Source organism: Bifidobacterium sp. LH_416 (genome assembly GCF_056357055.1).
This window is the reverse complement of the sequence record NZ_JBKEVJ010000001.1, coordinates 486,388-511,943: the sequence shown is the minus strand read 5'-3', so window position 1 is coordinate 511,943 and position 25,556 is coordinate 486,388. Positions and strand designations below refer to the sequence as shown.

18 protein-coding genes and 1 tRNA gene are annotated in these 25,556 nt (G+C 57.0%); 14 read left to right on the top strand and 5 right to left on the bottom strand.

All coding sequences use genetic code 11. From position 1 onward, the window contains the following. The first annotated feature begins 35 nt into the window (after positions 1-35). A complete protein-coding gene (locus AC1AY0_RS02200; RefSeq protein ID WP_476524571.1) occupies positions 36-1,262 on the top strand; it encodes an aminotransferase class I/II-fold pyridoxal phosphate-dependent enzyme in 1,227 nt (408 codons plus the stop codon). Between the two features lie 159 nt (positions 1,263-1,421). Further along, positions 1,422-2,390 (top strand): Ppx/GppA phosphatase family protein, encoded by a 969-nt coding sequence (locus AC1AY0_RS02195; RefSeq protein WP_476524572.1) that lies wholly within the window; start codon positions 1,422-1,424, stop codon positions 2,388-2,390. A gap of 3 nt (positions 2,391-2,393) precedes the next feature. On the opposite strand, the gene AC1AY0_RS02190 is transcribed toward AC1AY0_RS02195, so the two are convergent. Beyond that, positions 2,394-3,539: an endonuclease/exonuclease/phosphatase family protein gene (locus AC1AY0_RS02190; RefSeq protein WP_476524574.1), complete on the bottom strand. Its 1,146-nt coding sequence runs from the start codon at positions 3,537-3,539 to the stop codon at positions 2,394-2,396. 231 nt (positions 3,540-3,770) lie between these two features. On the opposite strand from AC1AY0_RS02190, the gene AC1AY0_RS02185 reads away from it, so the two are divergent. The 5 genes from AC1AY0_RS02185 to AC1AY0_RS02165 all read left to right on the top strand — a co-directional run bounded on the left by AC1AY0_RS02185 (position 3,771) and on the right by AC1AY0_RS02165 (position 7,939). Then, positions 3,771-3,843: transfer RNA gene (locus tag AC1AY0_RS02185), tRNA-Arg, on the top strand. A gap of 149 nt (positions 3,844-3,992) precedes the next feature. Beyond that, positions 3,993-4,397: a GNAT family N-acetyltransferase gene (locus AC1AY0_RS02180; protein ID WP_476524575.1), complete on the top strand. Its 405-nt coding sequence runs from the start codon at positions 3,993-3,995 to the stop codon at positions 4,395-4,397. Between the two features lie 170 nt (positions 4,398-4,567). Then, positions 4,568-4,993 (top strand): nucleoside 2-deoxyribosyltransferase, encoded by a 426-nt coding sequence (locus AC1AY0_RS02175; protein ID WP_476524576.1) that lies wholly within the window; start codon positions 4,568-4,570, stop codon positions 4,991-4,993. A 238-nt stretch (positions 4,994-5,231) separates the two neighbouring features. Next, entirely contained in the window at positions 5,232-5,984 is a 753-nt protein-coding gene (locus AC1AY0_RS02170) for a carboxymuconolactone decarboxylase family protein (RefSeq protein WP_476525150.1), read from the top strand. Between the two features lie 98 nt (positions 5,985-6,082). Further along, complete coding sequence (locus tag AC1AY0_RS02165) at positions 6,083-7,939, top strand: AMP-dependent synthetase/ligase (RefSeq protein ID WP_476524300.1); 1,857 nt, start codon at positions 6,083-6,085, stop codon at positions 7,937-7,939. A 131-nt stretch (positions 7,940-8,070) separates the two neighbouring features. Here AC1AY0_RS02165 and AC1AY0_RS02160 read toward each other — a convergent pair whose 3' ends face one another. Both AC1AY0_RS02160 and xseA read right to left on the bottom strand, forming a co-directional pair. After that, on the bottom strand, positions 8,071-8,367 hold the full coding sequence (locus AC1AY0_RS02160; RefSeq protein WP_476524298.1) for an exodeoxyribonuclease VII small subunit: 297 nt from the start codon (positions 8,365-8,367) through the stop codon (positions 8,071-8,073). Positions 8,368-8,453: 86 nt separating this feature from the next. Next, positions 8,454-9,821, bottom strand: coding sequence for an exodeoxyribonuclease VII large subunit (gene xseA / locus AC1AY0_RS02155; RefSeq protein ID WP_476524296.1), 1,368 nt, complete (start codon positions 9,819-9,821; stop codon positions 8,454-8,456). 317 nt (positions 9,822-10,138) lie between these two features. Here xseA and nrdD point away from each other — a divergent pair, with 317 nt between their 5' ends. Continuing rightward, complete coding sequence (gene nrdD, locus AC1AY0_RS02150; protein ID WP_476525686.1) at positions 10,139-12,541, top strand: anaerobic ribonucleoside-triphosphate reductase; 2,403 nt, start codon at positions 10,139-10,141, stop codon at positions 12,539-12,541. A 159-nt stretch (positions 12,542-12,700) separates the two neighbouring features. Further along, a complete protein-coding gene (gene nrdG / locus AC1AY0_RS02145; RefSeq protein ID WP_476525685.1) occupies positions 12,701-13,432 on the top strand; it encodes an anaerobic ribonucleoside-triphosphate reductase activating protein in 732 nt (243 codons plus the stop codon). Positions 13,433-13,525: 93 nt separating this feature from the next. Here nrdG and AC1AY0_RS02140 read toward each other — a convergent pair whose 3' ends face one another. Further along, on the bottom strand, positions 13,526-14,578 hold the full coding sequence (locus tag AC1AY0_RS02140) for a LacI family DNA-binding transcriptional regulator (protein ID WP_476525683.1): 1,053 nt from the start codon (positions 14,576-14,578) through the stop codon (positions 13,526-13,528). 161 nt (positions 14,579-14,739) lie between these two features. Further along, a complete protein-coding gene (locus AC1AY0_RS02135; protein ID WP_476525682.1) occupies positions 14,740-16,287 on the bottom strand; it encodes a glycoside hydrolase family 31 protein in 1,548 nt (515 codons plus the stop codon). A gap of 381 nt (positions 16,288-16,668) precedes the next feature. Between AC1AY0_RS02135 and AC1AY0_RS02130 the strand changes: the two genes are divergently transcribed. From AC1AY0_RS02130 to AC1AY0_RS02110, 5 genes are all read left to right on the top strand, one after another. Further along, positions 16,669-17,913 (top strand): ABC transporter substrate-binding protein, encoded by a 1,245-nt coding sequence (locus AC1AY0_RS02130; protein ID WP_476525680.1) that lies wholly within the window; start codon positions 16,669-16,671, stop codon positions 17,911-17,913. Positions 17,914-18,102: 189 nt separating this feature from the next. Continuing rightward, a complete protein-coding gene (locus tag AC1AY0_RS02125) occupies positions 18,103-19,089 on the top strand; it encodes a carbohydrate ABC transporter permease (RefSeq protein ID WP_476525678.1) in 987 nt (328 codons plus the stop codon). 1 nt (position 19,090) lies between these two features. Continuing rightward, entirely contained in the window at positions 19,091-19,933 is an 843-nt protein-coding gene (locus tag AC1AY0_RS02120; protein ID WP_476525676.1) for a carbohydrate ABC transporter permease, read from the top strand. Between the two features lie 48 nt (positions 19,934-19,981). After that, the gene (locus AC1AY0_RS02115) at positions 19,982-20,128 is read left to right on the top strand and encodes a hypothetical protein (protein WP_476525674.1); all 147 of its coding nucleotides are present in this window, start codon (positions 19,982-19,984) and stop codon (positions 20,126-20,128) included. Between the two features lie 269 nt (positions 20,129-20,397). After that, positions 20,398-25,494, top strand: coding sequence for an acyl-CoA dehydratase activase-related protein (locus AC1AY0_RS02110; RefSeq protein WP_476525673.1), 5,097 nt, complete (start codon positions 20,398-20,400; stop codon positions 25,492-25,494). Positions 25,495-25,556: the final 62 nt, after the last annotated feature.

Genomic DNA, 25,556 nt, shown 5'->3' with positions numbered 1-25,556 from the left:
AGCCTCTTGTCCCAACAGACGGATAAAACCGAGATATGGAAAATGAAGCAGTGCAGCAGCCTATCTCGCCGGTTCCACCGGTTCCAGTTATGTCCCGTCGCGCGCGTGAGGCCAATCCATTCCGAGCCATGGTTTTCGGCGAAAAAGCCGACAAGATGATTGCATCCGGTATTAGTGTGATCAAGCTCAGCCTTGGCGAGCCGGATTTCGGTGCGCCACCCGCAGTGCGCGACGCGATGCGAGAACAATATGATGGCCGTGCACTGCCATACACTGCAGCCATGGGATTGCCGGAATTGCGTCAGGCGATTGCCGATTTCTACCATGATCGTCATGATGTGGATATCGACCCCAAGCGCATTTGCGTAACCGCCGGCGGTTCTGCGGCGTTGCTGCTCGCAACCGCACTTACTGTCGATCCTGGCGATGATGTGATGGTGGCCGATCCCTCCTATCCATGCAACCGCGAACTGGTGCGTTCCTTTGAAGGCAATGTGATTGATGTGCCGACTTCGGCGGCGACTCGATTCCATTTGAATGCCGCGCTGTGCGAACAGTATTGGACCGACCGCACCAAGGCCGTGATGATCACCTCGCCATCCAATCCTACGGGAACAACCATTGATTTCAACGTGCTGGACGCGGTATGCCGCTTTGCCGCAACGCGCGGTGCATGGCGCATTGTGGACGAAACCTATCTGGATTTGGCGGACCGCGAACCGGACGGCACTGAAGTCAAGTCCGTATTGGCCTGCGACCCAGGCGCCATTGTGTGCAACAGCTTCTCCAAGTTCTTCGGCATGACCGGATGGCGACTCGGTTGGGCCATTCTGCCTGACGATTCCACTGTGCTGGAAGCCGTGGATGATTTGGCCACTAATTACTATCTGTGCGCTCACACGCCGACCCAGCATGCGGCGCTCGCATGCTTTACTCCGGAAAGCCTCGCTGAATGTGAGGCGCGTCGTCAGGAGTTGTTGGCTCGTCGCCGTATTGTGATTGACGGATTGCAACGCATCGGACTGCCAGTCGAAGTGGAACCGAATGGCGCATTCTATGCGTACTTCAATATTTCCCGCACCGGTTTGGGTGCATGGACGTTCTGCGAGCGAGCCTTGGACGAAGCTCATGTGGCATTGACTCCAGGCCGTGATTTCGGTGCCGCCACTGCTGATACGCATGTGCGTTTGAGCTATGCGGCTTCTCGTGAAGCATTGAGTGAAGGATTGGAGCGCTTGGGACGGTTTGTGAAATCGCTGTAACCGGCGTGCGTGGTGTACAGTAATCACGTTTGGAATGTTAGGAATACCGGCGTGCCTGATATGCGGTGATGAGATCAGACACGTGCGGTTGTTGAGAGGCTTACTGCGGTCGTCGGTTTCCGCATCGGTACGTCGCAGTGTGAATTGAGGACAGAAACCATGGTCAATCTGCGTTCGCATACCACCCGACTTGGCGTCTTGGATATCGGCTCGAACACCATTCACATGCTGATTGTGGATGCGGCTCCTGGCGCTCGTCCTGATCCTGAAGCCAGCACCAAGTCCACCGTGCGCTTGATGAAATACCTCAAGGAAGACGGTTCCATCAAGAAGTCCGGTATCGAGGCGATTCTCGAGGCGGTATCCGAATGCATGAAGCTTGCTGAGGAATATGAGATTACTCAGCTGCTGGTTATGGCCACGTCTGCACTGCGTGAAGCGCCGAATGGTAACAAGGTGATTCACAAGATCGAGGAAATGATTGGACAAGGTGTCACTGTGCTTTCCGGCACTGATGAAGCGCGACTGACCTTCCTCGCCGCACGCCGTTGGTATGGCTGGGATGCCGGCCGTCTGCTGGTGCTGGATATCGGTGGTGGCTCGCTGGAAGTGGCCATGGGTTCTGATGAGGAACCGACTGTGGCCTTGTCTGTGCCGGCCGGCGCGGGCCGTGTGACCACGGAATTCCTGCCGTCCGGTATGGCAACGCCCGAGGAACTGGAAGATGTGCGCAAGAACGTGCGCAAGATTTTGGAGCCGATGGTTAAGGTATTCCCGCAGTCCAAGCATCCGAATCATGCTGTGGGCACTTCGAAGACCTTCCGTTCGCTGGCTCGCCTGTGTGGTGCCGTGGTACGCCAGCCGGGGCGTGAGGATACGTCGATTATGACGCGTGAACAGTTGGAGGATTGGATCCCGCGCCTTGCGGCGATTTCCCCTGAGCAGCGTGTGGCATTGCCTGGTATTACGCCCGAACGCACGATGCAGATTGTGGGCGGTGCCGTAGTAGCCGACGAAATCATGAAAGCCCTGAACATTCAGGAAGTGGAAATCTGCCCATGGGCTCTGCGTGAAGGTGCCATCCTGCGCTGGCTCGACCAGTTCGGCCGCACCCGCCTCGGCTTCTAGCCGCTACTGCATCACATCCACAGTAACCAGCAATGCCGCATGATCTGAGCCGGCAATTTTCACTACCTTGCACTGGCCGGCTCGCATGCTCTGATCGAGTACCACATGGTCAATGCCGGCGAACATTGGCAATCCAGTCTTGTTCGTGGGCCAAGAGAACGTGAATCCGTGCCCGGAGATTCGTGCGGCATCGATAAACCGGTTGCCTAGGAACTCTCGGAATGATGCATGATCATAGGTGGCATTGAAGTCGCCCATGAAAATGTAGCGCGTATCAGTGTGCGATCTCATCAACCCGAGCTCGTCCAGCGAACGTTTCCACTGCCGCCAGTAACCAGGTACAGGGGCTGTGGTGTGCACGGAGACGAATCGAATCGCATTGCCTCCCATATCCACAGTGCCTGATGGCATAAACGAAGCACTGGAATTCACTTCGTCATCCACCGGCTGAGCGAGGGGAGTGGCGGACCATAAACCATTGCCATACACGCCATCGGAGGACGAGATATTGGAGTATGGCAGGTAGTGTTCAAGGCCTGCGTCTTTCAAGGCTTTCACAAAATCATCGGTAGTTTCCTGCAAAGCGAGCACTTCGACTCGTTGATCGCGTACCGTATCCACGATGGACTGTGCATCTGCTTGCCCTTTATAGACATTGAAGGTCATCACGCGAGCAAATGCATCGGAAGTATTCGCCTCACTTGCAGCCACGGCATTGTAAGCAGCCTGGGGAAGCGGAGTTGTGGAATAGAAGAACGGGTACTGCCAGTAGCCGTTAAGCCCTACTGCAGCAATAGCAATCAAGGCTGCGAGCACTTTGCGAGACAGAATAGCCAGCAGTAGTGCGACAAGACCGAGCAACGCGAACCAAGGAGTTGCCGAGATAATAATCGGCACATACGGCAGTTCCTGTAAATCGGAGGGCAGCGCGCGTGCTGCTGTGCATATCAGTGCTGCAATCGCGAAAATCCCTGCAATTAAGCCAAGAAATCGACGCTGTTTGCGAGGAGCCGGTTGTTTCTTGGCATATGACTTTGCTGATGCCGAGGAACGAGCATTGGTGGAGCGGGCATTGGTGGCACGGGTATTGCGCTTGCGGGATGATGTTGTGCCCGTCGTGCCTTGCGGCAGGCTTCTTGTTCGTGCCATATCATCCTTCCTGCTCGTTGTGCGAACTAGCATTATTTGGCTGTTGCAGAGTTCTTTTTCTTCGCATGTGCTGTGCTGGGCAGCCTGAACCAACTCTGCGAGTTGCCACTGTACCGTGTAAGTCTGCATGCATCGCTGATTTGGCATGGGCTGTCCGATGTTCGCACCAAACCGGCACGAATTGTACGAATTGCCTGCTGGGCTGTAGGCCGTGTACAATGAAACGTCGTTGCCCGGGTAGCTCAGTGGATAGAGCACCGCTCTCCTAAAGCGGGTGTCGCGCGTTCGAATCGCGTCTCGGGCACTTTGTGTTGCGTATGAATTGCCGCACAAGAGCATGCATTGAAGCTGCTGTGTGCGCTGATTTGAGGATAAGTTTGAGGCGTTGATTATTGCTTCGCTATGCGGAATCATGTTAATCCAGCCGGAATGTGAAGGCTAACATAAGCGCACATGGCTATCGAATACACAGAAGAGAAGCGTTTTACTCAAGATCAGGTTCAGGCGTTGTTCCGTTCTGTAGGTTGGGAATCGGCGAATTACCCTGAGCGCTTGTTCAAGGCTTTGCAGCATTCTGACACGGTGATTAGCGCGTGGGATGGCGACCATCTGGCAGGACTGGTGCGTGTGCTGGATGACACTGAGATGGTGGCATACATGCATTGGGTGCTGGTTGACCCGGCGTATCACGGCCACGGCATTGGCGGCGCGCTTGTGGAACGAGTCAAGGCTAAGTATCACGATTACCTGTTCCTCGAGGTCATGCCTGAGGAGAGCAAGAACGCACCGTTCTACCAAAAGCATGGGTTCCATCTCATGGAAGATGGTCGCGCTATGCAGATCGTCAATCGTGGCTGAACTCGAGAATTGGGTCGGCTGCGCTGAGTAGTGGGTCGATTGCGTGAGTTGAGCGGGCATTATGCGTGTCTGTTGGACGAAACGCCCTAGCGTGTTCGCATACTGATATATTGTCCACACAATGAGCTATTGGTATGGAACTTGCCTTCGCTGCGCTATGACTGGAGGTCATGAGCGAAAAGGAATATGACTTTTACGTGGCCGGCCCGTTCTTCGATCCTGAACAGACCTCGAGTATGGAGCGTCTGGAAAAGGTGCTGGAAGAACATGGCAAGAAGCTGTTCAAGCCGCGATTCGTCAGCCAAATCGAAGAAGTGGGCCCAGAAGGCTGCTTCGACGATGATATCCGCGGTATTAATTCCGCCAATGCAGTAATTGCCAACCTCATGGATGAGGATGCTGGCACCATGTTTGAAATCGGCTATGCGCATGCACTGGGCATCCCGGTGTATGGCTATTTCGAAGGATTGACGCCGATGGATCGCGTGAACCTTATGGTTGCGCAGGCGGTGGAAATGGTATTTGCCGGGCCGGAAGACGTGGCAAAGTATCTGGAAACCGGCGAGCATACGGAAGTGGATTACATCCAGTTCTGACATTGGTCTTTGTTGTGGATGCCTGATTCGAGTTGGTTCTCGAATCAGGCATTATGCATTTGTGCATGCATGAAATGCATACCGCGGTACAGATAAAAGGTATTTGATTATATGACCCATCCGCAGTTCGATGGAAAGGAATCCATTGAAAGGACCTTCCATGACTGTGCAAGATACTGAGTCAAATACTGCGTATGAGCCGCGCTTCACCGATGCCGCGCGTGACTATTGTTCCCGCATGTTCCCTAATGGGGATGCAACCGGACTTGCCGCAACCGATCCAGAATTCGCTGAGCGGTTCGCCAACTTCGCATTCGACGAAGTAATCAGCGGTGGTGCTCCAGATGGTGAAGAGACGTTGGATGACCGCACGCGATTCATAGCAATCTTGGCTACCTTGCTTGGCTGCCAAGGAGTCGATCAATTCCGTGTAATGCTGGACGCGGCGTTGAATATGGGTGTAAAGCCAGCCGAAGCCAGAGAGATCGTCTATCAGGCGGTTGACTACCTCGGCATTGGACGTGTATTCCCGTTTTTCGAGGCATTGAACGCCGTACTGACTGCCCTTGGAATCACTGTGCCGCTTGAAAACCAGGCGACAACCGAGCCGAATTTCGAGAGCCGCGTGACCGCTGGCGAACAAGCTCAGGTAGATATTTTCGGTGAGGGGATGAAAGGATTTGCCACTTCCGGCAATCCGGAATATCCGCAAATCAACCGTTGGCTCGCAGCGAACTGCTTTGGCGACTATTACACGCGCGGTGCGTTGAATCTGCGCGAACGTGAGCTAATCACTTACTGCTATCTGGCTGCACAGGGCGGGGTGGAACCTCAGCTGATTGCTCATGCCAAGGCGAATATGCGCATCGGCAATACCAAGGCATTCCTGCTGAAGATTGCTTCGGCATGCCTGCCGTTCATCGGCTATCCGCGCACCTTGAACGCCATTCGCTGCATTGAGACCGCTGCAACGCCGGAATCCAACAAATAATCAATAATCGATTGATTTGGTAGGCCACATGCTCAAATAACGTCGACTGTCGAGGGCATGTGGCCTTTTTGTAACCTCTGTGGAGTTACATAGTAGGTATGACTGAAAATATCGCTGATGTGGCGCACAATGACACCACGATCGTCAAACAATTCACCAACCCGGTTAAGGAACCGATCGACAGCGACATCAATCTGTTCGATTTTCTTGATCGCCGTGCCGAGCGTGACCCTGAAGGGGCCATGATTGAATACAAGGGCGAGGATGGCTCATGGCATCCATACAGCGCGGAAGTATTCCGCCGCATGGTCATCGACTTGGCCAAGGGCCTGATTGGACTTGGCGTCAAGAAAGGCGACTCGGTGTCCATTGTGTCGCACACTCGCTGGGAGTGGACCGCGCTTGATTTGGCAATTATGTCTATTGGTGCGCTCACCGTGCCGGTGTACGAAACCAATTCCGCCAGCCAGGTCAGCTGGATTTTCAATGATTCTCAAGTAACCATTGCCATTGCCGAAGATGATGGCCAGCGCGACAAGATTGAATCCGTGCGCGATGAGGTGCCGACTCTGCGCAATGTATTCGTGATTGAGGCCGGTGGCTTGGATGCTATCAAGGCATACGGCGAATCGGTGACTGATGCGGAATTCTGGGAGTATAAGAACGCCTCCCATGGCGATGATTTGGCCACTATTGTGTATACGTCCGGTTCCACTGGCACTCCGAAGGGTGTGGAACTGACTCACCGCAACTTCGCGTTCCTCGTGCTTTCCGCATTGCAGTACATGCCGCGAGCTGGTGCTTGGCCGGATCGCCGTCTGCTGCTGTTCCTGCCGTTGAGCCATGTGTTCGCGCGCTTCATGGAGTTCTTTAGCTTCGGTGGCACTATCACGCTGGCATTGAGCTCCAATATGAAGACAATGGTCAAGGATTTCGAAACCTTTGGCCCGACCCTATTGCTGGCCGTGCCGCGCGTGTACGAGAAGGTATATAACGCGGCTTCTCAGCGTGCTGGTACTGGTTTTGCTGGCAAGATGTTCGCTCGTGCTGCTGAGAATGCTCGCGCGTGGTCGCGTGCTGAGCAGCAGGGGGAGAAGCTGCCGCTGCCTGGGCGTATTGCGCATGCCTTCTATGAGCAGGTGGTGTATAAGAAGATTCGTACGATTTTTGGTCCGAACGCTGATTTTGCCATTACTGGCGGCGCTCCGATGGATTCTGAATTGTCCCACTTCTTCAACGGCATCGGCATGCCGGTGTTGGAAGGCTACGGCATGACCGAAACCTGCGGACCAGTGTGTGTGAGCCTGCCGGAAGATAACCGCATCGGCACTATCGGCATGCCGATGTGCGGCATTACCGCTGGTATTGCTGAAGATGGCGAACTGGTGGTCAAGGGTCCGCTGGTGTGCAAGGGATACCACAACAATCCTGAGGTTACCGCGCAGCAGATCACTGATGGCTGGCTGCACACTGGCGATCTGGGTGATATCAACGAGGATGGGTTCATCTCCATCACCGGTCGTAAAAAGGATCTTATTATTACCGCTGGCGGCAAGAATGTGTCTCCGGGACTGCTTGAGGCTTCGGTGATGACCTCTCCAGTGGTGAATCAGTGCCTGGTGATTGGCGATAAGAAGCCGTTCGTGGCCGCATTGGTGACCTTGGATTTGGCGGATGCCAATGCGTGGCTGGAAGCACAGGGTGCCAAGCCGGAACCTGATTTGGCTTCGCTTGCCGAGAACGCCATTGTGCATGCCGAAGTGGAGCGTGCGGTGAACGCCGCCAATGAGGGTGTTTCCCGTGCGGAGTCTATCCGCAAGTTCGAGATTTTGCCCGACGAATTCACTGAGGCCAACGGCATGTTGACGCCAAGCCTGAAGACCCGCCGTGCGCAGATCGTCAAGCACTATCAGGAGTTGATTGACAAGGTCATCTACGTACCGCTGAAGAAGTAATCCCCTCACTTTGGCTCCCCTCCTCGAGGGGAGCCAAAGAGTTAATCCAAGTTGACTGGGCCGAGCCGTATGGCGGACAGTCCGGTGGACTGTCCGTAGGCGAGGGGAGCGGCTGTGCCGCGACGGGGAACTCAGTCGAGATTCGACTGAGTTCCCGCAGTGGCTTCGTTGGCGGCTTGGTTGGCCTGAGCCTGATCGAGCTTAGCGCGCACGTCGTTGAGCAGACCCTGTGCGCGCTGAGCCAATGCTTCGCCGATTTCCCACTGACGCATGGACTGGTCCAGATTCAATCCACCGGTTTCCAATGCCTGCACGGCTTGAATAAGCTTGTCGCGTGCTTCTTCGTACGGCATTTGGGCGATGAGCTTGCGTTCTTCGTCGCTCAGAGACGAAGCCGGAGCGGTGTTCGTGGTCTTCTGTTCGGTCATTATGTTCTCCTTTTTCTTGGCTCCCCGTACCGGTGAAGCTGCTTCACGAAGCGATGCTGAGGGTAGTTCTTTACGAAAGATGTCGATTACTCGTGGTCGATGGTGTTAGCTGTGGCCACAACCGTACCCTTCTTCAGAGTCACGGTGATGTTGTCTCCAACTGCTACTTGTGATGCGTCATCCACCACATGTCCATCCGCATTCTGTACCACCGCATATCCACGATTCAGCGTGGATTGGGGGCTTAACGCGGTCAATGACGCATGGGCTTTCTCAATGGTGAGTTGTGCGTCATCGACGATTCTGCGTAATCCAATATCGAGCCGCTGCAAGGAATCATCGATAAGTCGCTGATGTGGCTCAAGCATGGTGTGAGGTTGCGTGAGACTGGGTCGATTAGCATAGCCCTCTACCAAACGGATTTCGTTCTCAACGCGAGAACGCACCCGCAAACGCATGCGATCAATAGCTCCTTCAATAAGCTGCGACTGCTCGAACACGTCTGGCACCACGCGCTTTGCCGCATCGGTAGGCGTGGAGGCTCGCAAATCAGCCACCAAATCCAGCAGTGTCCAATCGTCTTCATGTCCGATGGAGGAAATCAATGGTGTGGTGCAGGCGTATGCCGCACGTACCACGCGCTCATCGGAGAATCCCATCAAATCCTCGAACGAACCGCCGCCACGCGCCACAATAATGACGTCCACTTCAGGGTCCGCATCCAGGTTCTGAATGGCTTGTACCACGTCAGCGGGGCATTGCTCACCTTGTACATGAACATGCTTCACTTTGAATGAGACTGCGGGCCAGCGAAGGTTCACATTAGTGATTACGTCTCCCTCAGCGCGAGCCTGCGGTGCGCAGATAAGGCCGATGGTCTTCGGGAATTCCGGTAATGGCAGCTTATGGTCGGCGTCGAACAGACCTTCGCCCTTAAGCCGCTTGCGCAGCTCATCAATCATGGCCTTGAGGCTGCCGCCTGCACCGACTCGCAGAATAGTGTCGCCTCGCAATGACAATGAGGTGCGCTTCATCCACAAATTCGGCTTACCGTGAATGACTACACGATCGCCCTGTACGAATTCGCTGGCTGCTTGGGCGAACCGGCCGAAGCCGTTGACTTCCATGGCAATGTCTTCGAAATCGTCGCGCAACGTCAGATATGCTGACCCAGCGCGGCGGGTGTTGATCTGCGTGATCTGACCGGTCACCCAAGCTGAAGGCCAGCGGTCCACGGCACCGTAGAACTTCTGACTCAATACGCTGACCGGCCACGGGTTCTGTGCGGTAGTTTCCGCAGCACGCGCCGGCAGCTGATCCAATGGGCGTGGACCTTCAGGCAGATTAATAGCGTCGCTCGAGCCTGCGGCCTGCCCGGCGTTAAATCCGGCAGCCGCTAATGAGGCAGCGGTTGGTGCTGCCGGTGCGTGAGAGTAACCCATTCCAGTAGTCATGCTTTCCACTATAAGTGCGTTTTTGGGTGAGGGAAAAAATTTACCCCCTCTGAAAAGCTGTGAGATACTTCAAGTACAACACGCGAGTGGAAAATCGTTACCTTAATCACACACTTGTGATTTTGGCGGAAAATAGCCGAAGAACACTATAAATAGTTCAACACGCCTTAGTGGGGTACTAGATATAGGGGTGGGGTTGCCGTATTGTTCTAGAGGTTCAAGAAAACGACACCCATGTAATTATGCTTGGCTGGCGTAAGCACGGCCAAAAATGAGTGTCTGTGAGTTGTTTGTTGTAGAGATGAAAGGGGTGCCCGATGGGCGCAGAGGTGATGGAAGAGACCGCCACCAAGACGAGAGGCGCTGTCCGTGGCGGCGTGGTGCTCGTGGAGAAGCGTGATGGTCGAGTGGTCGATTTTGACCCGATCAACATCATCTCCGCAGTCAAGTCCGCTTTCGGTGATCTCGACAAGGAAGTGGGCCCAGAAGAAGAGGCCATGATTCGCGGTTTCGCCAACCAGGTTGAAGGCGAGATCAAGGAGCGCTACGCTGGCCCCGCCAAGATTGAGGACATTCAGAACCTTGTTGAGCATGCCCTCATTGACGCTCACCTGTACGACGTGGCTCGTGCCTACACGAACTATCGCCTGGATAAGGACATCCAGCGTGCTAAGGCCACTGACGTGAACGAAGCCGTGGCTCGCTTCATGAATCATGATCCTTCCCTGATTCACGAGAACGCGAACAAGGACTCCAACGTATACGCCACTCAGCGTGATTTGCTCGCTGGCGCTGTGTCTAAGGCCGCTGCCTTCAACATGCTGCCTCCGGCAGTGTCCAACGCACACATGAAGGGCGACATTCACTTCCACGACGCTGATTACTCCCCGTTCACTGCACAGTCCAACTGCTCCCTGCCGAACTTCTGGGACATGCTGGCCAATGGCTTCACTCTGGGCAACGCTCCGATGGCATCCCCGAAGTCCATCGCCATTGCAGCCACCCAGATCACCCAGATCATGAAGGATGTGGCATCCAGCCAGTACGGTGGCCAGACCGCCAACCGTGCTGACGAGCACCTGGCCCAGTATGCGCGCAAGGACTATGAGAAGTTCCTCGAGGAAGCTCGCGAAACCATTCCGGATGGTATGCCGGTCGAGTTCGCTCGCCGCCAGGTTGAGAACGCCAAGAAGAACGAGCCTTCCAAGCTGCACTTCGGTAACCGAGCACCGCTGCCGATGGATGTTCCATTCCACACGGACGTTGACGAACTTGAGCAGGAGCGTGAAATCCTCGCCAAGATTCGTACTCGCAAGGCCATTTACGACGCTATGCAGACTATGGAGTACCAAATCAACTCCAACCGAGTCTCCAACGGTCAGACCCCGTTCGTCACCGTGGGCTTCGGTCTCGGTACCGATTGGTTCTCCCGTGAGATTCAGCGTGCCATCCTGCTGAACCGTATCCGCGGCCTCGGCAAGGAACACCATACCGCCATCTTCCCGAAGCTGGTGTTTACCATCAAGCGTGGTGTGAACTGCGACCCGAGCGACCCGAACTACGACTTGAAGCAGCTCGCTCTCGAATCCGCTACCAAGCGCATGTACCCGGACGTGGTGTTCTATGAGAACATCATTAAGATCACCGGCTCCTTCAAGGCCCCGATGGGCTGCCGTTCCTTCCTGCAGGGTTGGATTAACCCGGAAACCGGCAAGGATGAGGAAGACGGCCGTATGAACCTCGGTGTGGTCACCGTGAACGTGCCGCGTATCGCCATTGAATCCCACGGCGACAAGAACCGCTTCTGGAAGCTGTTCAACGAGCGTATGGAAGTGGCTCACCAGGCCCTGCAGTTCCGCATCATGCGCTGCAAGGAAGCCACCCCGGTCAACGCTCCGACTCTGTTCCGCTTCGGCGCATTCGGCCGCCTTGGAGCTAACGACAACGTGGACCAGCTCTTCAAGAACGAGCGCGCCACCGTGTCCCTGGGTTACATCGGTCTAGCTGAAACCACCGCTGTCTTCTACGGCAAGAACTGGATTCGTGATCACGGTTGGGATCCGGAAGGCAAGGAGTTCGCGCTGTCCATCGTCAAGCGCATGAACGAGCTGTGCAAGCAGTGGAGCAAGGCTGAGGGTTACCACTACTCCGTGTACTCCACGCCGGCAGAATCCCTGACCGACCGCTTCAACCGTATGGATCGTGAGAAGTTCGGGCGTATTGAAGGCGTGACCGACCACGACTTCTACACCAACTCCTTCCACTACCCGGTGTGGCTGCAGCCCACCCCGATGGAGAAGCTCAACTATGAGAAGGACTTCCCGTACTACGCTTCCGGTGGCTTCATCAACTACTGCGAGTACCCGTGCCTGCAGGACAATCCGAAGGCCCTCGAAGCCGTGTGGGATTACGCCTACAACATCGGCATTGGCTACCTCGGCACCAACACTCCGATTGACCACTGCTTCGTGTGTGGCTTCCAGGGTGATTTCGAGCCCACTGAGGAAGGCTTCAAGTGCCCGGAGTGCGGCAACTCCGATCCGGACAAGTGCAACGTGACCAAGCGCACCTGCGGCTACCTCGGCAGCCCGGTTCAGCGCCCGATGGTGCACGGACGCCACGAGGAAATCGCCCACCGCGTCAAGCACATGAGCGGTGAAACTGGTCATGTGACCCTGAACGACGGCACCACGCGTGAGTGGTTCGAAGAGGTTAAGTAACTACTGGTATCATCTGGTCGCGCCGGTCGGCTGGGATGCATTGCTGGACACACTCAAGGCCGTTCGGCCAAGCTTACGGTCCAGCAATGCATCCCAGCCGACCGGCGTTTGCCGTTCTTCAACGTTATGATTAGGCGGAAGCGAAAGGGAGAACCGTCGATGGAAGAGTTTCAACTCGTTAAAAGACATGAAACAAAACGTCATGATTTTGCGGCGGGCGAGACCGGACGCGGGCCCTCCGTTCCTTCCAGTGGACTTGCCAACGATCCTAAGGCCGGCCAATGGGATGGGCGGCGTATGTCCAAGCGGATGATCGCCGACTATAAGACTTTTATCGTCACCGATGGGGAAGGCGTACGCAATTCCCTGTATGTCTCCGGTTGCCCATTCCACTGCGTCGACTGTTTCAATTCCTCCATCTGGGACTTCCAAGCTGGTCACGAATACACCCAGAAGCTCGAGGACAAGATCATAGACGATCTCAAAGCTCCTTGGGTGCAGGGCATCACATTCCTTGGCGGTGAACCATTCCTCAATACTCCGGTATTGCTGCCGCTTGCACAGCGTATTCGTGCGGAATTCGGTCACACCAAAGACATCTGGTCCTGGACCGGGTATACGTGGGAAGAACTCATGCGCCCCGGCGAAACACCAGACAAGCTCGAGCTGTTGAACCTTATCGACATTCTGGTTGATGGCCGTTACCTCAAAGACCAGAAGGACTCCCTGCTGCAATTTCGCGGCTCAAGAAACCAGCGCATCCTCGACGTACCGAAGTCCCTCGAAGCCGGCAAACCCATCATCTGGGCCAAGCTCCACGATCAAGAGCGAGACATCCCGGAAATCTACCTGAAGGACCGCGAAGCTGGCGAAGGTTCGCAGGCGTCCTGAATCATGCCATATCAGGGGTGGTTCAGGAACGTTCAACTGACTCCCAGGCTTCCAGCGGCCCCATTGTGGGCGATGGAAACCAGAAGAAGCGACCTAATCGAGAGCGTCCCAATCGATGGTGGTGGCACGTCGTGTGATGCCTGCCGGCGCGATCAGCTCGCATCGCGCGTCACGGTCGCGATTGCCTTCGAGACGGTCGAAGAGCAAGTCGGCGGCTCGTTCGGACAGCCGCTCAGGTGTGGTGGATACGTTGGTGACCTGCCATTCGAATGATGTTGCGGCGTAGTCCGAGCAGTACGACACTACGGAGACATCCTGCCCGGGAATCACGTCGTGCCGGCGCAATGTGCGCAGCAACCATTCGGTCGGTTGGGGCTGGCGGACGATAATGCCAAGCCGATCGTCGGCGTGCAGCAGCAGTTGGTCGACGGTCTTCTCAATGCCGAGCCAGCCTTCGCCGAGTCGCTGCACGATGGAGAATCCCAACCCGCGTTCGTCCGCGCGCCGGTGCGCGGTGTCGTAGAACTCGTCAACGAAGTTGTACTCGTTCAGATCGGTTCCCAGTTGCGCGCCAACCATCGTCACATGGTGATGTCCGGTGTCGGCGAGCTCGTCCACGGCCAACAGTGCGGCCTGACGGGCGTCAGCGTCCACGCAGTCCAACCCGCGTGCGTTGTTCGCGCGGCCCACAAGCGTGACGGGCTGACTGAGCTCGGCGGCGATGGGGATGCGGGGATCCTCACGGCTGACGTCCATGAGAATGAAGCCGTCACAAATCGATTTGCCGGCCATGCGCTTGAGAGCGGCCACGCCGTCGTGCGTGGTGGTGAGGATGACGTCATAATCGCGTGCACGCGCACTGCGCACGATGGCGTCGATGTACGGCGTGGTCTCGTTGGCGTCGATCGCCTCACTCATCTCCACGAACAGTGCGATGATGTTGGTGCGGTTCGTCTTCAACGTGCGTGCGCCGGCGTTCGGCTGGTAGTTGAGCTTGCGCATCGCCTCTTCGACCCGCCGTCGTGTAGCCTCGGACACGGTGTTCTTGCCGTTGATGACGAACGACACCGTGCTTTGGGATACGCCTGCCAAGGCGGCAACGTCCTTGCTGGTCGGCGGTCGGGTTCCGGCTTGTCTGGTGGTCATGAGGTCCTCTTGCGTTGTATTTCGGCGGGATGCGCCGGCGGTCGCGTCATCGCCACGCCGCTATTCGATATTAGCTCGTACGGCTAACCCCTTACGTTGCCGGCCTCTTTGGCTAGCTGTATCCAATCGACTGAAGGGGATGGTCTTTGCGAGTCATGCGATCAGCCTTCGCGTGTGAAACGCGGCAGCCGGTCGAGCGGGCAAGGTGTGTTGATGACGACAGGTCCCTCGATGATCTGCCCGTCGTCCGAACGCCAGCGCCCCTCGGGAATCGATACTCGTCGAGAGACCGCATGTCGTTGTGTGCAGGGGGCGACGATGATGTCACTGCCCAGAAGGAACTGGTCGGTGACGGTGTCCATATCAGGGAAGTGGTAGGCCATCGGGCGGATGATCGGCTCGCCGGTATGCGCCGCATGATCGGCAAGCCGCAGAATCGTTGGCAGATATTCCTCGCGAATGGCCAATGCCTTGCGCACGGCTTCGAGATGATCGGCGTCTAGTACACGGGAGGGGGTGGTGGAGAACTGCATCATCGGGGAAAGCGCGGCGATTTGTGCGTAGCGGACGAAGAACTCCTGGTCCACGTCCGAATGCTTGGTGCTGTTGACCTCGCCGCCGCCGATCATATCGGGACAGACGAACGGCTGTCCGATCATGCCTTGTGCCAGCATCTCCGGAATCAGCGAGCCGATGCCGTGCCCATCCCAAGCGGCGGGCTTGTCTTGAAGCCTCTGTGCGAGCGGCTGACCGCCCATCTTCCAGCAGGCGCGGAACTCGTTGAATGGGTAGTGCACGCCGATAGCTGCCCACTGTTCGCACATGTCGTTGGACGTCATCGGAGTGGACGGCAGATCGTCGTCGTGGAAATCGTACAGGTCGGCACCGTCGAACTTGAAGCCGTCCACGCCGAGCTCGCACAGCGCGTCGAGCCGGCTGCGAATCCACTGCCTCGCCTCGGGGTTGCTCAGGTCAAGCACGGCGCTCAACCCGTTCCACCAGCGGCGGATGGCCGTGCGGCCGTGGCGGTCGCGCAGCATGAGCCCACGTGTCTCAAGCTCGCGGAACACCGCGGAATCGGGACTGACGAACGGCACCAGCCAGACGATGACGTCGAATCCCTTGTCGTGCAACTGACGGAGCATCTCCCGCGGATCCGGGAATGTGGCCGGATCGAATGTCCAGGTTCCGTAGTCGGGGCTCCACTTGTCGTCGATCATCAGCACGCCCGGGGGCATGTCGGCGGCCAGCATCGCGTCGGCGTAGGCGAGCACCGCCTGCTGGGTCGGTCGGTAGGGCATTTCGATCCACGTGTTGTATTGCGGCTTGGAGAACATGGCCTTGGCGGGAGTCGCGCCGGACGGGGGGAAGTGGCTCCGGCTTGCGGCGAGGAAGGCGTCTCGCAACGTGCCGTCGCCGTCGCCATGCACGGTGACGGCATGATCGGCCTGCACGGTTAGGTGCTTGCCTTCAAAGGAGAACGCGAACGGCTTGTCGCACCATACATAGCGGCCGCGGGTGGAGACCAGCAATGGCGCGCTCTGGTTCGAGGCTTCGGGCAGCTGACCGTCCTCGTGCTTCCAGGTGGACAGGTCGCAGGAGAACGGCTGTGCGCCGAATGGCATGAGTCGGCCGTCCGCCGCGCGGCCTCCCCACCAGAGTTCATTGGGAAGAAGGTCGATTGTTGTGTATTGAGCCGTGTTGTTCATGGTGATCTTTCCTATGTGCAGTAAACATCTGACGCGGCTGCAGTGCCGCATGTAACTAATACGTATTATTACGATGAAGACATCGATTTACAAAATCCGGCGTGGCGTGTTTCTCTTCGGGTGAACCGGAGAGTGGTTGCTGAGGTGCGGTCTGCTCTAAATGGCTATATTTAAGGCTTTTATGGAATTAGTGCCATTGCGACACGCCGCTTTGCTGCCGCGGCCCCTTGGTGGCATACTGAAGTCACGTATTCACTAATACGTATTAACAAATCAAGACGGTGCACAATGGAGGGGCATAGTGGCCCACGGTTCGAGCCGAGCTTGATCACAACGTTCTTGGCGACGCCAAAGCGGGTGCCGCAGGAAGGAAGAAACACCATGAAGTTCTCCAAGACCGTCATTGCGGCTGTAGCGGCAGCGGCGATGATCGTTCCTTTGGCCGCATGCGGTAGTGGAACAGCTGATTCTGGCAAAACTACCATCACCTACTTCTCGTGGAACAACGAGAATCAGGTCAAGCCCATCATCGAGGCCTTCGAGAAAGCCAACCCCGATATTAAGGTCGATCTGAGTACCGCACAGGGCGAAGCCGCTGATTACGCGCAGACGCTGACCACACGTGCTGCAGGAAACCAGCTGCCCGATGTGTTCCACATGTCTATCGAGACGCGCAACGAAGTGCTGGACGCCGGACTGGCCAAGGACTTGACTAATGAGTCGTTCATGGATTCCATTCCGGACACCAATAAGGACCTCTATACCCGTGACGGCAAGGTCTATGGCATGAGCCCCACCGCATGGGTCGGCGTCATTGTATATAACAAAGACCTGCTCAAGCAGGTGGGATACGATTCCGTGCCTGAGACGATCGATGAATTCTGCGAGTTGGGCAAGAAACTGCAGGCTGCGGGAATCACGCCGTACATGGACGATCCGACCGTCGTTTCCGGCTCGTTCCAGCCGATGCTTGGTGGCTACTACGCCAAGCAGGGCATCGATACCAGTGAATGGCCGGAAATGGGCGAAGGTGGAAGCTTCGAAAAGCAGTGGACCCCGATTATCAAGGAATGGCAGAAGCTCATCGAATCCGGCACCATGCCCAAGGAGGTCGTGGGCGTGAACAACGACCAGATCAAGCAGCAATTCATGACCGGCCAGCTGGCCATGTTCCGTTCCGGCCCGTGGGACTTCCCTGATCTGAACTCCTCCGGCGTCGACTACGCCACTGCTCCGTTCCCCGCGGTGGAAGGCGGCGAACCGTACGTGGGCGGTGGGCCGGACTCCCCGTTCGCCATCTCCTCGAAGATCGATGGCGATAAGCTCAAGGCTGCCGAGAAGTTCCTCGCCTTCATGAATTCCAAAGAAGGACTCAAACTCGAGGAAAAGAACATCGGTCAGATTTCCGTCTCCTCCGAATACGCCGCCGACGTGGCTCCGCAGCTGCAGGACATCTACGACGAGTACGTGGCCACCGGCAAGTACTACTGGACCAACTGGTCCCAGAACGGCAACGTGATGGCCACGGAAATGACCTCCCAGTGGCAGCTTCTCATCCAGGGCAGCACGGACGCCGCTTCGGTGGCCAAGCACATGGACGAGACATGGAAGGCCAACGCCAAGTAACTCGATTGGTGTGAATGCGCAATCAAAGCGAATGCGCAAATCAGCGGCGACCGGTTCTCTGGGTGCTGGGGTTCCGCACTCCAGTGCCAGCCGCCGCTCCGGTCGGGGTGAATCTCCTGACGATTCTCCTCTCCTTTGCGCCTCGAAAGTTTCGCCCCGACACACTCCTTATGGAAAGGCAATAAAGACATGACGGCACAAACATGCAACCCCGCAATGATGCGGCAGTCCGACAGCAGCGGCGACGTCAAGGTCGGTGGACGCGATGGCGTCCGCAAGACGCCGTGGTACAAGACCCGCGGATTCGTTGAATCGGCATCGTCCACCGGATTCCTGATTCCCGTCCTCGCGGTGTTCGTCGTGCTGACGCTGATCCCCTTGATCCAGACGGTGTATTACTCCTTTACCGACTATACCGGATTCAACCCCGATGTGAATTTCGTCGGCTTCGACAACTACCGCAAGGTATTCACCGATCCCTCCCTGCTGGTGGGCTTGGGATTCACTATCCTGTTCGCGCTTTCCACCACGCTGATCACTACGATTATCGCCATCCCCCTGGCGGTGCTGCTCAACACGAAGTTCTACGGCCGCTCGTTTGCCCGCTCACTGTTCTTCTTCTTGGGTGTCCCCTCGCTGATCGTGCTGGGCATGGTGTGGAGCTTCATCCTCTCCCCGCTCAAGACGGGCGCGCTCAATTCCGTGCTGGTGTCGATGGGACTGGATTCCGTACCGTGGCTGGCCAATGAGACCCTGGCTCGCGGCTGTGTGATCTTCGTGGCCATCTGGGCTGCCGTGGGTTGGCATGCCACGCTGTATCTGGCGTATCTGCAGGCGATTCCCGCAGACCTTTACGAGCAGGCCGCCGTCGACGGCGCCAGCGGATTCCAGAAGTTCATCCACATCACGCTGCCGCAGCTCATCCCCGGAATCGTGGTCTCCACGTTCCTGCTCATCACCAATGGTCTGAAGGTGTACGACCTGCCCTTCGGCATGACCAAGGGCGGTCCCGGATATTCCACCAACACCATCACTCAGGCGATCATCGTCCACGGTATTTCGCAGTCGCAGTATGGTCTCGGTTCGGCGCTGGCGGTGCTGTTCACGCTGGCATGTCTGATCGTGGTTCTCGGACAGACAGCTCTCACCAGCGCTATCTCTAGGAGGTTCGCGTAATATGAATAAGCTCAAGCCAAGCACCAGGGCGAAGATCGGCGTGTGGGTGCGTACGATTCTCATCAACGCCGTAGCGATCGTGATGGCGCTCCCGCTGTACTACATCATCGTCAACTCGTTCAAGACCTCCATTGATATGGCGAAGTCTCCGTTCGGATTGCCTGAGACATGGTCCATCCAGAACTACATCGACACTTTCGCCAACCTACCGATCGCCCGCAGCTTCCTGAACTCGCTGATCGTCACGGTCGTGGCGGTATTCCTTCAGCTGTTCATCGGTTCCCTGGCCGCATACGGCATGATCCTGCGTAAAAGCTGGTTCACAGCCGGAGTTGGCGCGGTGCTGATGATAGCCTTCTGCATCCCGTTGCAGGCCACGCTGATCCCGCAGTACCGCATGGAAGCCAACCTCCATCTTGTCAACACATTATGGGGTCTGATCGCGCTGTACCTGGTCAACTCGATTTTCTGCTACTTCCTGATTGTCGGATACATGCGCAAGCTGCCGATGGAGGTGCTGGAAGCGGCTCGCATCGATGGCGCTGGCCCGTTCAGGATCTATTACACGATCGTCCTTCCGATGATCACGCCGATTCTGGCGACCGTGGTCGTGTTCCAGACACTGTCCACGTGGAACGACTTCTTGCAGCCGAATGTGTTCTTGTCCTCCACGGACAATCGCACGATCATCCTGCAGGTGTTCAACTCCATGAGCCAGTTCACGACCAACTGGCCGGCGTTCATGGCCATCACGGTGATCGCGCTGGTTCCGGTGTTCGTCTTCTTCATCTTCTGCCAGAAGTGGATTGTCTCCGGACTGGTTGCCGGATCGGTGAAGGGGTGATTCGGGAGGCAAGATTGGTCCTTGCGGTTTTCCGGAACCATCCTGCGAATGATCGGTTCCATTTCTGAACAGTGCCTTTCCGGTGTGTGCCGTCCGGCGGTGTCGACGGTGCTACCGGGAAGGCGGCTTTGCGTTCACGGGTTCGGTTCGCTGGGTTCCGTGGTGGACGTGGACGAAGCCATCGTCGCGCAATGACGGAATGGCCTGGCGGTGAGAGGTGCAACGGCGCAGTTATGGATATTGTGTGCACGACACCGGCAATATCTTGAAAAGTGTTGGGAAACATGCTTTCCGTGAGCGAAATCACGATAGGGAGTGTCATGTTGGGCAGGTGGTCAGACTAAGCTAACCCAAAGAAGTAGCCGGGCGAAGCCGTCCGCAGGGTGCCTGCCAGCCGTCCGAGACGGTTTCATGGTGCCTGAGGGGCAAAGCACCATCCCGGAGGCCGAAGCTAAGAGGAATACATGGTTGATACCGCATCGAACGTGACTGAGGGCACCACGGACACCGCAAACGCCAACGCGGCGGCTCCGAAGACCGTCAAGCCGTTGCGCGTGGGACTGGATATTGGATCCACCACGGTCAAGGCCGTAGTGCTTGACCAGTCTGATTCCCTCAAATCCACCCTGTTCTCCGACTATCGCCGCCACCACGCCAATGTGCGTGCCACCGTGGCTGGCCTGCTCGTAGATATTCATAAGAAGCTTGAAGAGCTTGGTCGCGGTGATGAGCCGATTCGTTTGGCCATTACCGGTTCTGGCGGTTTGGCGCTGGCCGACAACATGCATGTGCCGTTCATCCAAGAGGTCATCGCTGAAACCGAAGCTATCGATAAGGAATACCCGCAGGCAGATGTCATCATCGAGCTCGGTGGCGAAGATGCCAAGATCACGTATCTGAAGCCTACTCCCGAGCAGCGCATGAACGGCTCCTGCGCTGGCGGTACCGGTGCGTTCATCGATCAGATGTCCACGCTGCTGGACACTGATGCAGCCGGCCTCAACGAGATGGCCAAGAGCTACGAGAACCTGTACCCGATCGCATCACGCTGTGGCGTGTTCGCCAAAACCGATTTGCAGCCGCTCATCAACGATGGTGCCGCCAAGCCGGACCTTGCAGCATCCATTTTCACCGCAGTTGCCACGCAAACCATCGCCGGCCTCGCATCCGGCCGCCCGATTCACGGCACTGTGATATTCCTCGGTGGTCCGCTGTTCTTCATGTCCGAACTACGCGCCGCATTCCAGCGCGCACTTGAAGGCAAGGTGGACGAGTTCATCGTGCCCACCAACGCACACCTGTATGTAGCCTATGGTGCCGCATTGCAGGCGGATATCGATGCCGACGATGAAGGTCATCATTTCGAAGCACACACCTGTGCCGAAATCCTGAAACGTTTGGAAGAGCTGGAAAACCTGCCTTCCAATACGCCCACCATGCCACCACTGTTCCCCACCGAAGCCGACCGCGAAGCGTTCAACAAGCGCCACCATAAGGAACACATCCACATCGGTACGCTCGAAGGCGCTCATGGTCCGCACTTCCTCGGCATCGACGCAGGCTCCACCACCATCAAGGCAACGCTCGTCAACGACGATCGCGAAATCGTTTGGTCCAGCTATGCCAACAATGAAGGCAGCCCGCTGACCGCCGCCATCAATATCGTCAAGAAGATTCAAGCCGAACTGCCTGAAGGCGCGTGGATTGCGCGCTCCTGTGCTACCGGCTATGGTGAAGGCCTCATCACCACCGGCCTGCACTTGGATGAGGGCGTGGTGGAAACTATGGCCCACTATCGCGGTGCCGAAATGGTGAGCCCCGGCGTCACCGCCGTCATTGACATCGGCGGCCAGGATATGAAGTATCTTGCCATCACTGATGGTGTGATTGATTCCATCGCTGTCAACGAAGCTTGCTCTTCCGGCTGCGGCTCGTTCCTGCAGACCTTCGCCATGTCAATGGGTTTGACGATTCAGGAATTCACGCAGAAGGCGCTTGCATCCACGCATCCGGTGGATCTGGGCTCCCGTTGCACCGTGTTCATGAACTCCTCGGTCAAGCAGGCGCAGAAGGAAGGCGCCTCGATTGAAGATATCGCGGCTGGCCTGTGCTATTCCGTGGTGCGCAACGCACTATATAAGGTCATTAAGCTGCGTGATTCCGGCGAGCTTGGTGACACTGTGGTGGTGCAGGGCGGAACGTTCCTCAACGATGCCGTGCTACGAGCTTTCGAACTCTTGACTGAGCGCGAGGTTACCCGTCCTAATATTGCTGGCTTGATGGGTGCATTCGGCGCTGCTCTGACTGCCCGCATGCACTATCAGGACGAGGCTGACCATCTGGATGCAGTGGTCAAGGCTGACGGTAGCGAAGAAGAGCCGCAGCCGACCAACGACACTCAGACTGAAGGTTTCAAGAAAACCGCTGCTGCAGCCGAGCCGGAAACCCATACCGTGATTGTGGACGGTGTGGCACACACCGCCAGCTCCATTCTGACCGGCGAAGCGCTCGACAACATGTCGATGACCACCGAGCGTGACGTGTGCAAGCTATGCCAGAACCACTGCAAGCTCACCATCACCACGTTCTCCGATGGTTCCCGTTTCGTGACCGGCAACCGCTGCGAACGCGGCGGCGACGCCAAGAAGAAGCGTTCCGACCGCCCGAACCTCTACGACTACAAGTACAAGCGCTGCTTCGCCTACCGTCGCCTGACCGACAAGAAGGCCACTCGTGGCGAAATCGGCATTCCGCGCGCGCTCAACATGTACGAGAACTACCCGTTCTGGTTCACACTCCTCACCTCACTCGGTTTCAAGGTGATGATTTCCGGCCGCAGCTCCCATGAGCTGTTTGAAACAGGTATCGAATCCATCGCCTCTGAGAACATTTGCTATCCGGCGAAACTGGTGCACGGCCACATCAAGTGGCTGCTCAACAAGGGTGTAAAGACCATCTTCTACCCGTGCGTGAGCTACGAGGACAATCTGGTCCCCAACACTGACAATCACTACAACTGCCCGGTGGTGGCCAATTATCCGTTGGTTGTTGGTGCGAACATGCCTGAACTGCGCGACCCGGACGTGCGCTACATGCACCCGTACTTCAACCTTGCCAACCATGAACTCATGGTGGACCGCATCGTTGAGGAATTCGCGTGGGCCAACGTGACCCGCGAGGAAGCCGAAACCGCAGTCAAGGCCGCCTACGCCGAAGACAAGGTCTTCAAGCACGACGTGCAGCAGGAAGGCCTCGCCGCGCTCGCCTACATGAAGGAGCACGGCTGCCGAGGCATCGTGCTCGCAGGTCGTCCATACCACATCGACCCCGAAATCAACCACGGCATCCCGGAAACCATCTGCTCGCTCGGCATGGTGGTGCTTTCCGAGGATTCCATCTGCGAACTGCAGCCGGGGGAGAAGCTCAACCTCACTGCATTCCTTTCGGAAGGTGAATCCGATCCGCGCGCCAAGAACGCGGCAGGATTCCGCCATGTGGGCGATCGCACGGTGACCAAGATGCCGTTGCGCGTCACTAACCAGTGGGCATACCACTCCCGCCTGTACGCGGCGGCACACTTCGTGGCCTCCTATCCGGGGCTCGAGCTCGTGCAGCTCAACTCCTTCGGCTGCGGCCTCGATGCCATTACCACCGATCAGGTGGCCGAAATCCTCGCCGACAAGGCCGACGTGTACACGCTGCTGAAGATTGATGAGGTCTCCAACCTTGGTGCCGCCAAGATTCGACTGCGTTCGCTCAAGGCCGCAGTCGAGGAGCGTGAGGCGAACAAGGCTCGCGAAGCTGCCGCGGCTCAAGCGGAAGATCAGGCAGCAGTCAAGGCTCGCGAAGCCGCCAAGGCTGAAGCCGACTTGGCTGCTGCCAAGGCCGCGCTTGCCGAAGCACAAGCCGCAGTCGAAGCCGCCGAAGCCAAGGTCAAAGCCGAGCAGGCCGAAACCCAGCCGGCCGCTGGTCCCAAGCCGATGGGCTTCCGCAAAACCGGCTCCAAGGCGCCGACTCCAGGTCGTCAGGTATTGCTCGACACCACAATGGCAGCCAACCCGAAGCTCACCAAAGCCATGCGTGAGGCTTCCAAGAAGGCCGCACAGCGTGATCTCACAGAGGCAGTGAACGCCAAGAACGTGCTCGCCGGCTCGAATGGCACCATCGACCAGTCTGCTTCCCAGCAGGGCAAGGCCAAGAAGAACGCGCATAACAATGCCACGATGAGCCGCTACGCCCATCGCCAGAAGTTCCTGAAGAACATGAAGCACGACTACACCATCGTGGCCCCGCAGATGAGCCCGATTCATTTCTCGCTCGTGGAATCCGTGATCCGTTCCGGTGGCTATAAGTTCGATATTTTGAAGCACGCTTCCCGCGACGACGTGGAAACCGGCTTGAAATACGTGAACAATGATGCCTGCTACCCGGCCATCATGGTGATCGGTCAGCTGATCGACGCCATTCAGCAGGGCAAATACGATCCGGATAAAGTGTGCCTCGCCATCACCCAAACTGGTGGCATGTGCCGTGCAACCAACTACTTCGGTCTGATTCGCAAGGCTTTGATTGATGCCGGGTACCCGCAGATTCCGGTCATCGCCATCTCGACTCAGGGTTTGGAAGACAATCCAGGCTTCAAGGCCACGGTGCCGTTGCTGCATCGCGCCATCAAGGCACTGATTCTCGGCGATCTGCTGATGAAATGCCTGTACCGCGTGCGTCCGTATGAAGCCGAGCAGGGCTCTGCCAACAAGCTCTACGAGCAGTGGGACACCATTGTGCGCGAAACCATCGAGCATCACGGCTTCTCCAAGACCGCGGCCAAGACCCCGTGGCTCAAGAAGGGCTACCTGCCGTACGGCACGCTCGCCAAGGAGATCGTGAAGAGCTTCGATGCGTTGCCGCTTAAGAATATCCCGCGCAAGGTGCGCGTCGGAGTGGTGGGCGAGATCTTGGTCAAGTACCAGCCTGATGCGAACAATCATGTGGTGGACGTCATCGAATCGCAGGATTGCGAGGCCGTGGTGCCCGGCATCATGGAATTCATGACCACCCGCCCCTATATCACCGACTGGAACGAGAAGAACCTCGGCATGGGCGGCAACCAGCAGCTGTACGCACTGATGCGCTGGGGCCTTGACATGTACAATGCGCCGATCAAGAAGGCCATTGCGCTGGCTCATGGCAAGTTCAAGCAGGATGATCCAATGCCTGAACTCGTTCAGAAGGCCGGCGAAGTCACCTCCATCGGCGTACAGGCCGGCGAAGGCTGGCTGCTTACGGCTGAGATTCTGGAACTTATCGAACAGGGCTGCCCGAATGTGATTTGCGCGCAGCCGTTCGCCTGCCTGCCGAACCATGTGACCGGCCGCGGCATGTTCGGTAAGATTCGCCGACTGCATCCGGAAGCCAACATTGTCTCCATCGACTATGATCCGGGTGCCTCCGAGGCGAACCAGCTCAACCGCATCAAGCTGATGATTGCAGCCGCGAAGAAAGCCCATCTGGCGAAGTTCTCAGAAGCGGGAGAGCCGCAGGGATTCACCTCCGCTGACTGATAGCACTATGCATACACTATGTGTTGGGCCCCGCCACTGTTCAGTGGCGGGGCCCAACACAT

Excerpts from the sequence above, each read along its gene's own strand:
- AC1AY0_RS02200 (WP_476524571.1), top strand. The coding sequence starts at position 36 with ATGGAAAATGAAGCAGTGCAGCAGCCTATCTCGCCGGTTCCACCGGTT.
- AC1AY0_RS02195 (WP_476524572.1), top strand. The coding sequence starts at position 1,422 with ATGGTCAATCTGCGTTCGCATACCACCCGACTTGGCGTCTTGGATATC.
- AC1AY0_RS02190 (WP_476524574.1), bottom strand. The coding sequence starts at position 3,539 with ATGGCACGAACAAGAAGCCTGCCGCAAGGCACGACGGGCACAACATCA.
- AC1AY0_RS02180 (WP_476524575.1), top strand. The coding sequence starts at position 3,993 with ATGGCTATCGAATACACAGAAGAGAAGCGTTTTACTCAAGATCAGGTT.
- AC1AY0_RS02175 (WP_476524576.1), top strand. The coding sequence starts at position 4,568 with ATGAGCGAAAAGGAATATGACTTTTACGTGGCCGGCCCGTTCTTCGAT.
- AC1AY0_RS02170 (WP_476525150.1), top strand. The coding sequence starts at position 5,232 with ATGTTCCCTAATGGGGATGCAACCGGACTTGCCGCAACCGATCCAGAA.
- AC1AY0_RS02165 (WP_476524300.1), top strand. The coding sequence starts at position 6,083 with ATGACTGAAAATATCGCTGATGTGGCGCACAATGACACCACGATCGTC.
- AC1AY0_RS02160 (WP_476524298.1), bottom strand. The coding sequence starts at position 8,367 with ATGACCGAACAGAAGACCACGAACACCGCTCCGGCTTCGTCTCTGAGC.
- xseA (WP_476524296.1), bottom strand. The coding sequence starts at position 9,821 with ATGACTACTGGAATGGGTTACTCTCACGCACCGGCAGCACCAACCGCT.
- nrdD (WP_476525686.1), top strand. The coding sequence starts at position 10,139 with ATGGGCGCAGAGGTGATGGAAGAGACCGCCACCAAGACGAGAGGCGCT.
- nrdG (WP_476525685.1), top strand. The coding sequence starts at position 12,701 with ATGGAAGAGTTTCAACTCGTTAAAAGACATGAAACAAAACGTCATGAT.
- AC1AY0_RS02140 (WP_476525683.1), bottom strand. The coding sequence starts at position 14,578 with ATGACCACCAGACAAGCCGGAACCCGACCGCCGACCAGCAAGGACGTT.
- AC1AY0_RS02135 (WP_476525682.1), bottom strand. The coding sequence starts at position 16,287 with ATGAACAACACGGCTCAATACACAACAATCGACCTTCTTCCCAATGAA.
- AC1AY0_RS02130 (WP_476525680.1), top strand. The coding sequence starts at position 16,669 with ATGAAGTTCTCCAAGACCGTCATTGCGGCTGTAGCGGCAGCGGCGATG.
- AC1AY0_RS02125 (WP_476525678.1), top strand. The coding sequence starts at position 18,103 with ATGACGGCACAAACATGCAACCCCGCAATGATGCGGCAGTCCGACAGC.
- AC1AY0_RS02120 (WP_476525676.1), top strand. The coding sequence starts at position 19,091 with ATGAATAAGCTCAAGCCAAGCACCAGGGCGAAGATCGGCGTGTGGGTG.
- AC1AY0_RS02115 (WP_476525674.1), top strand. The coding sequence starts at position 19,982 with ATGATCGGTTCCATTTCTGAACAGTGCCTTTCCGGTGTGTGCCGTCCG.
- AC1AY0_RS02110 (WP_476525673.1), top strand. The coding sequence starts at position 20,398 with ATGGTTGATACCGCATCGAACGTGACTGAGGGCACCACGGACACCGCA.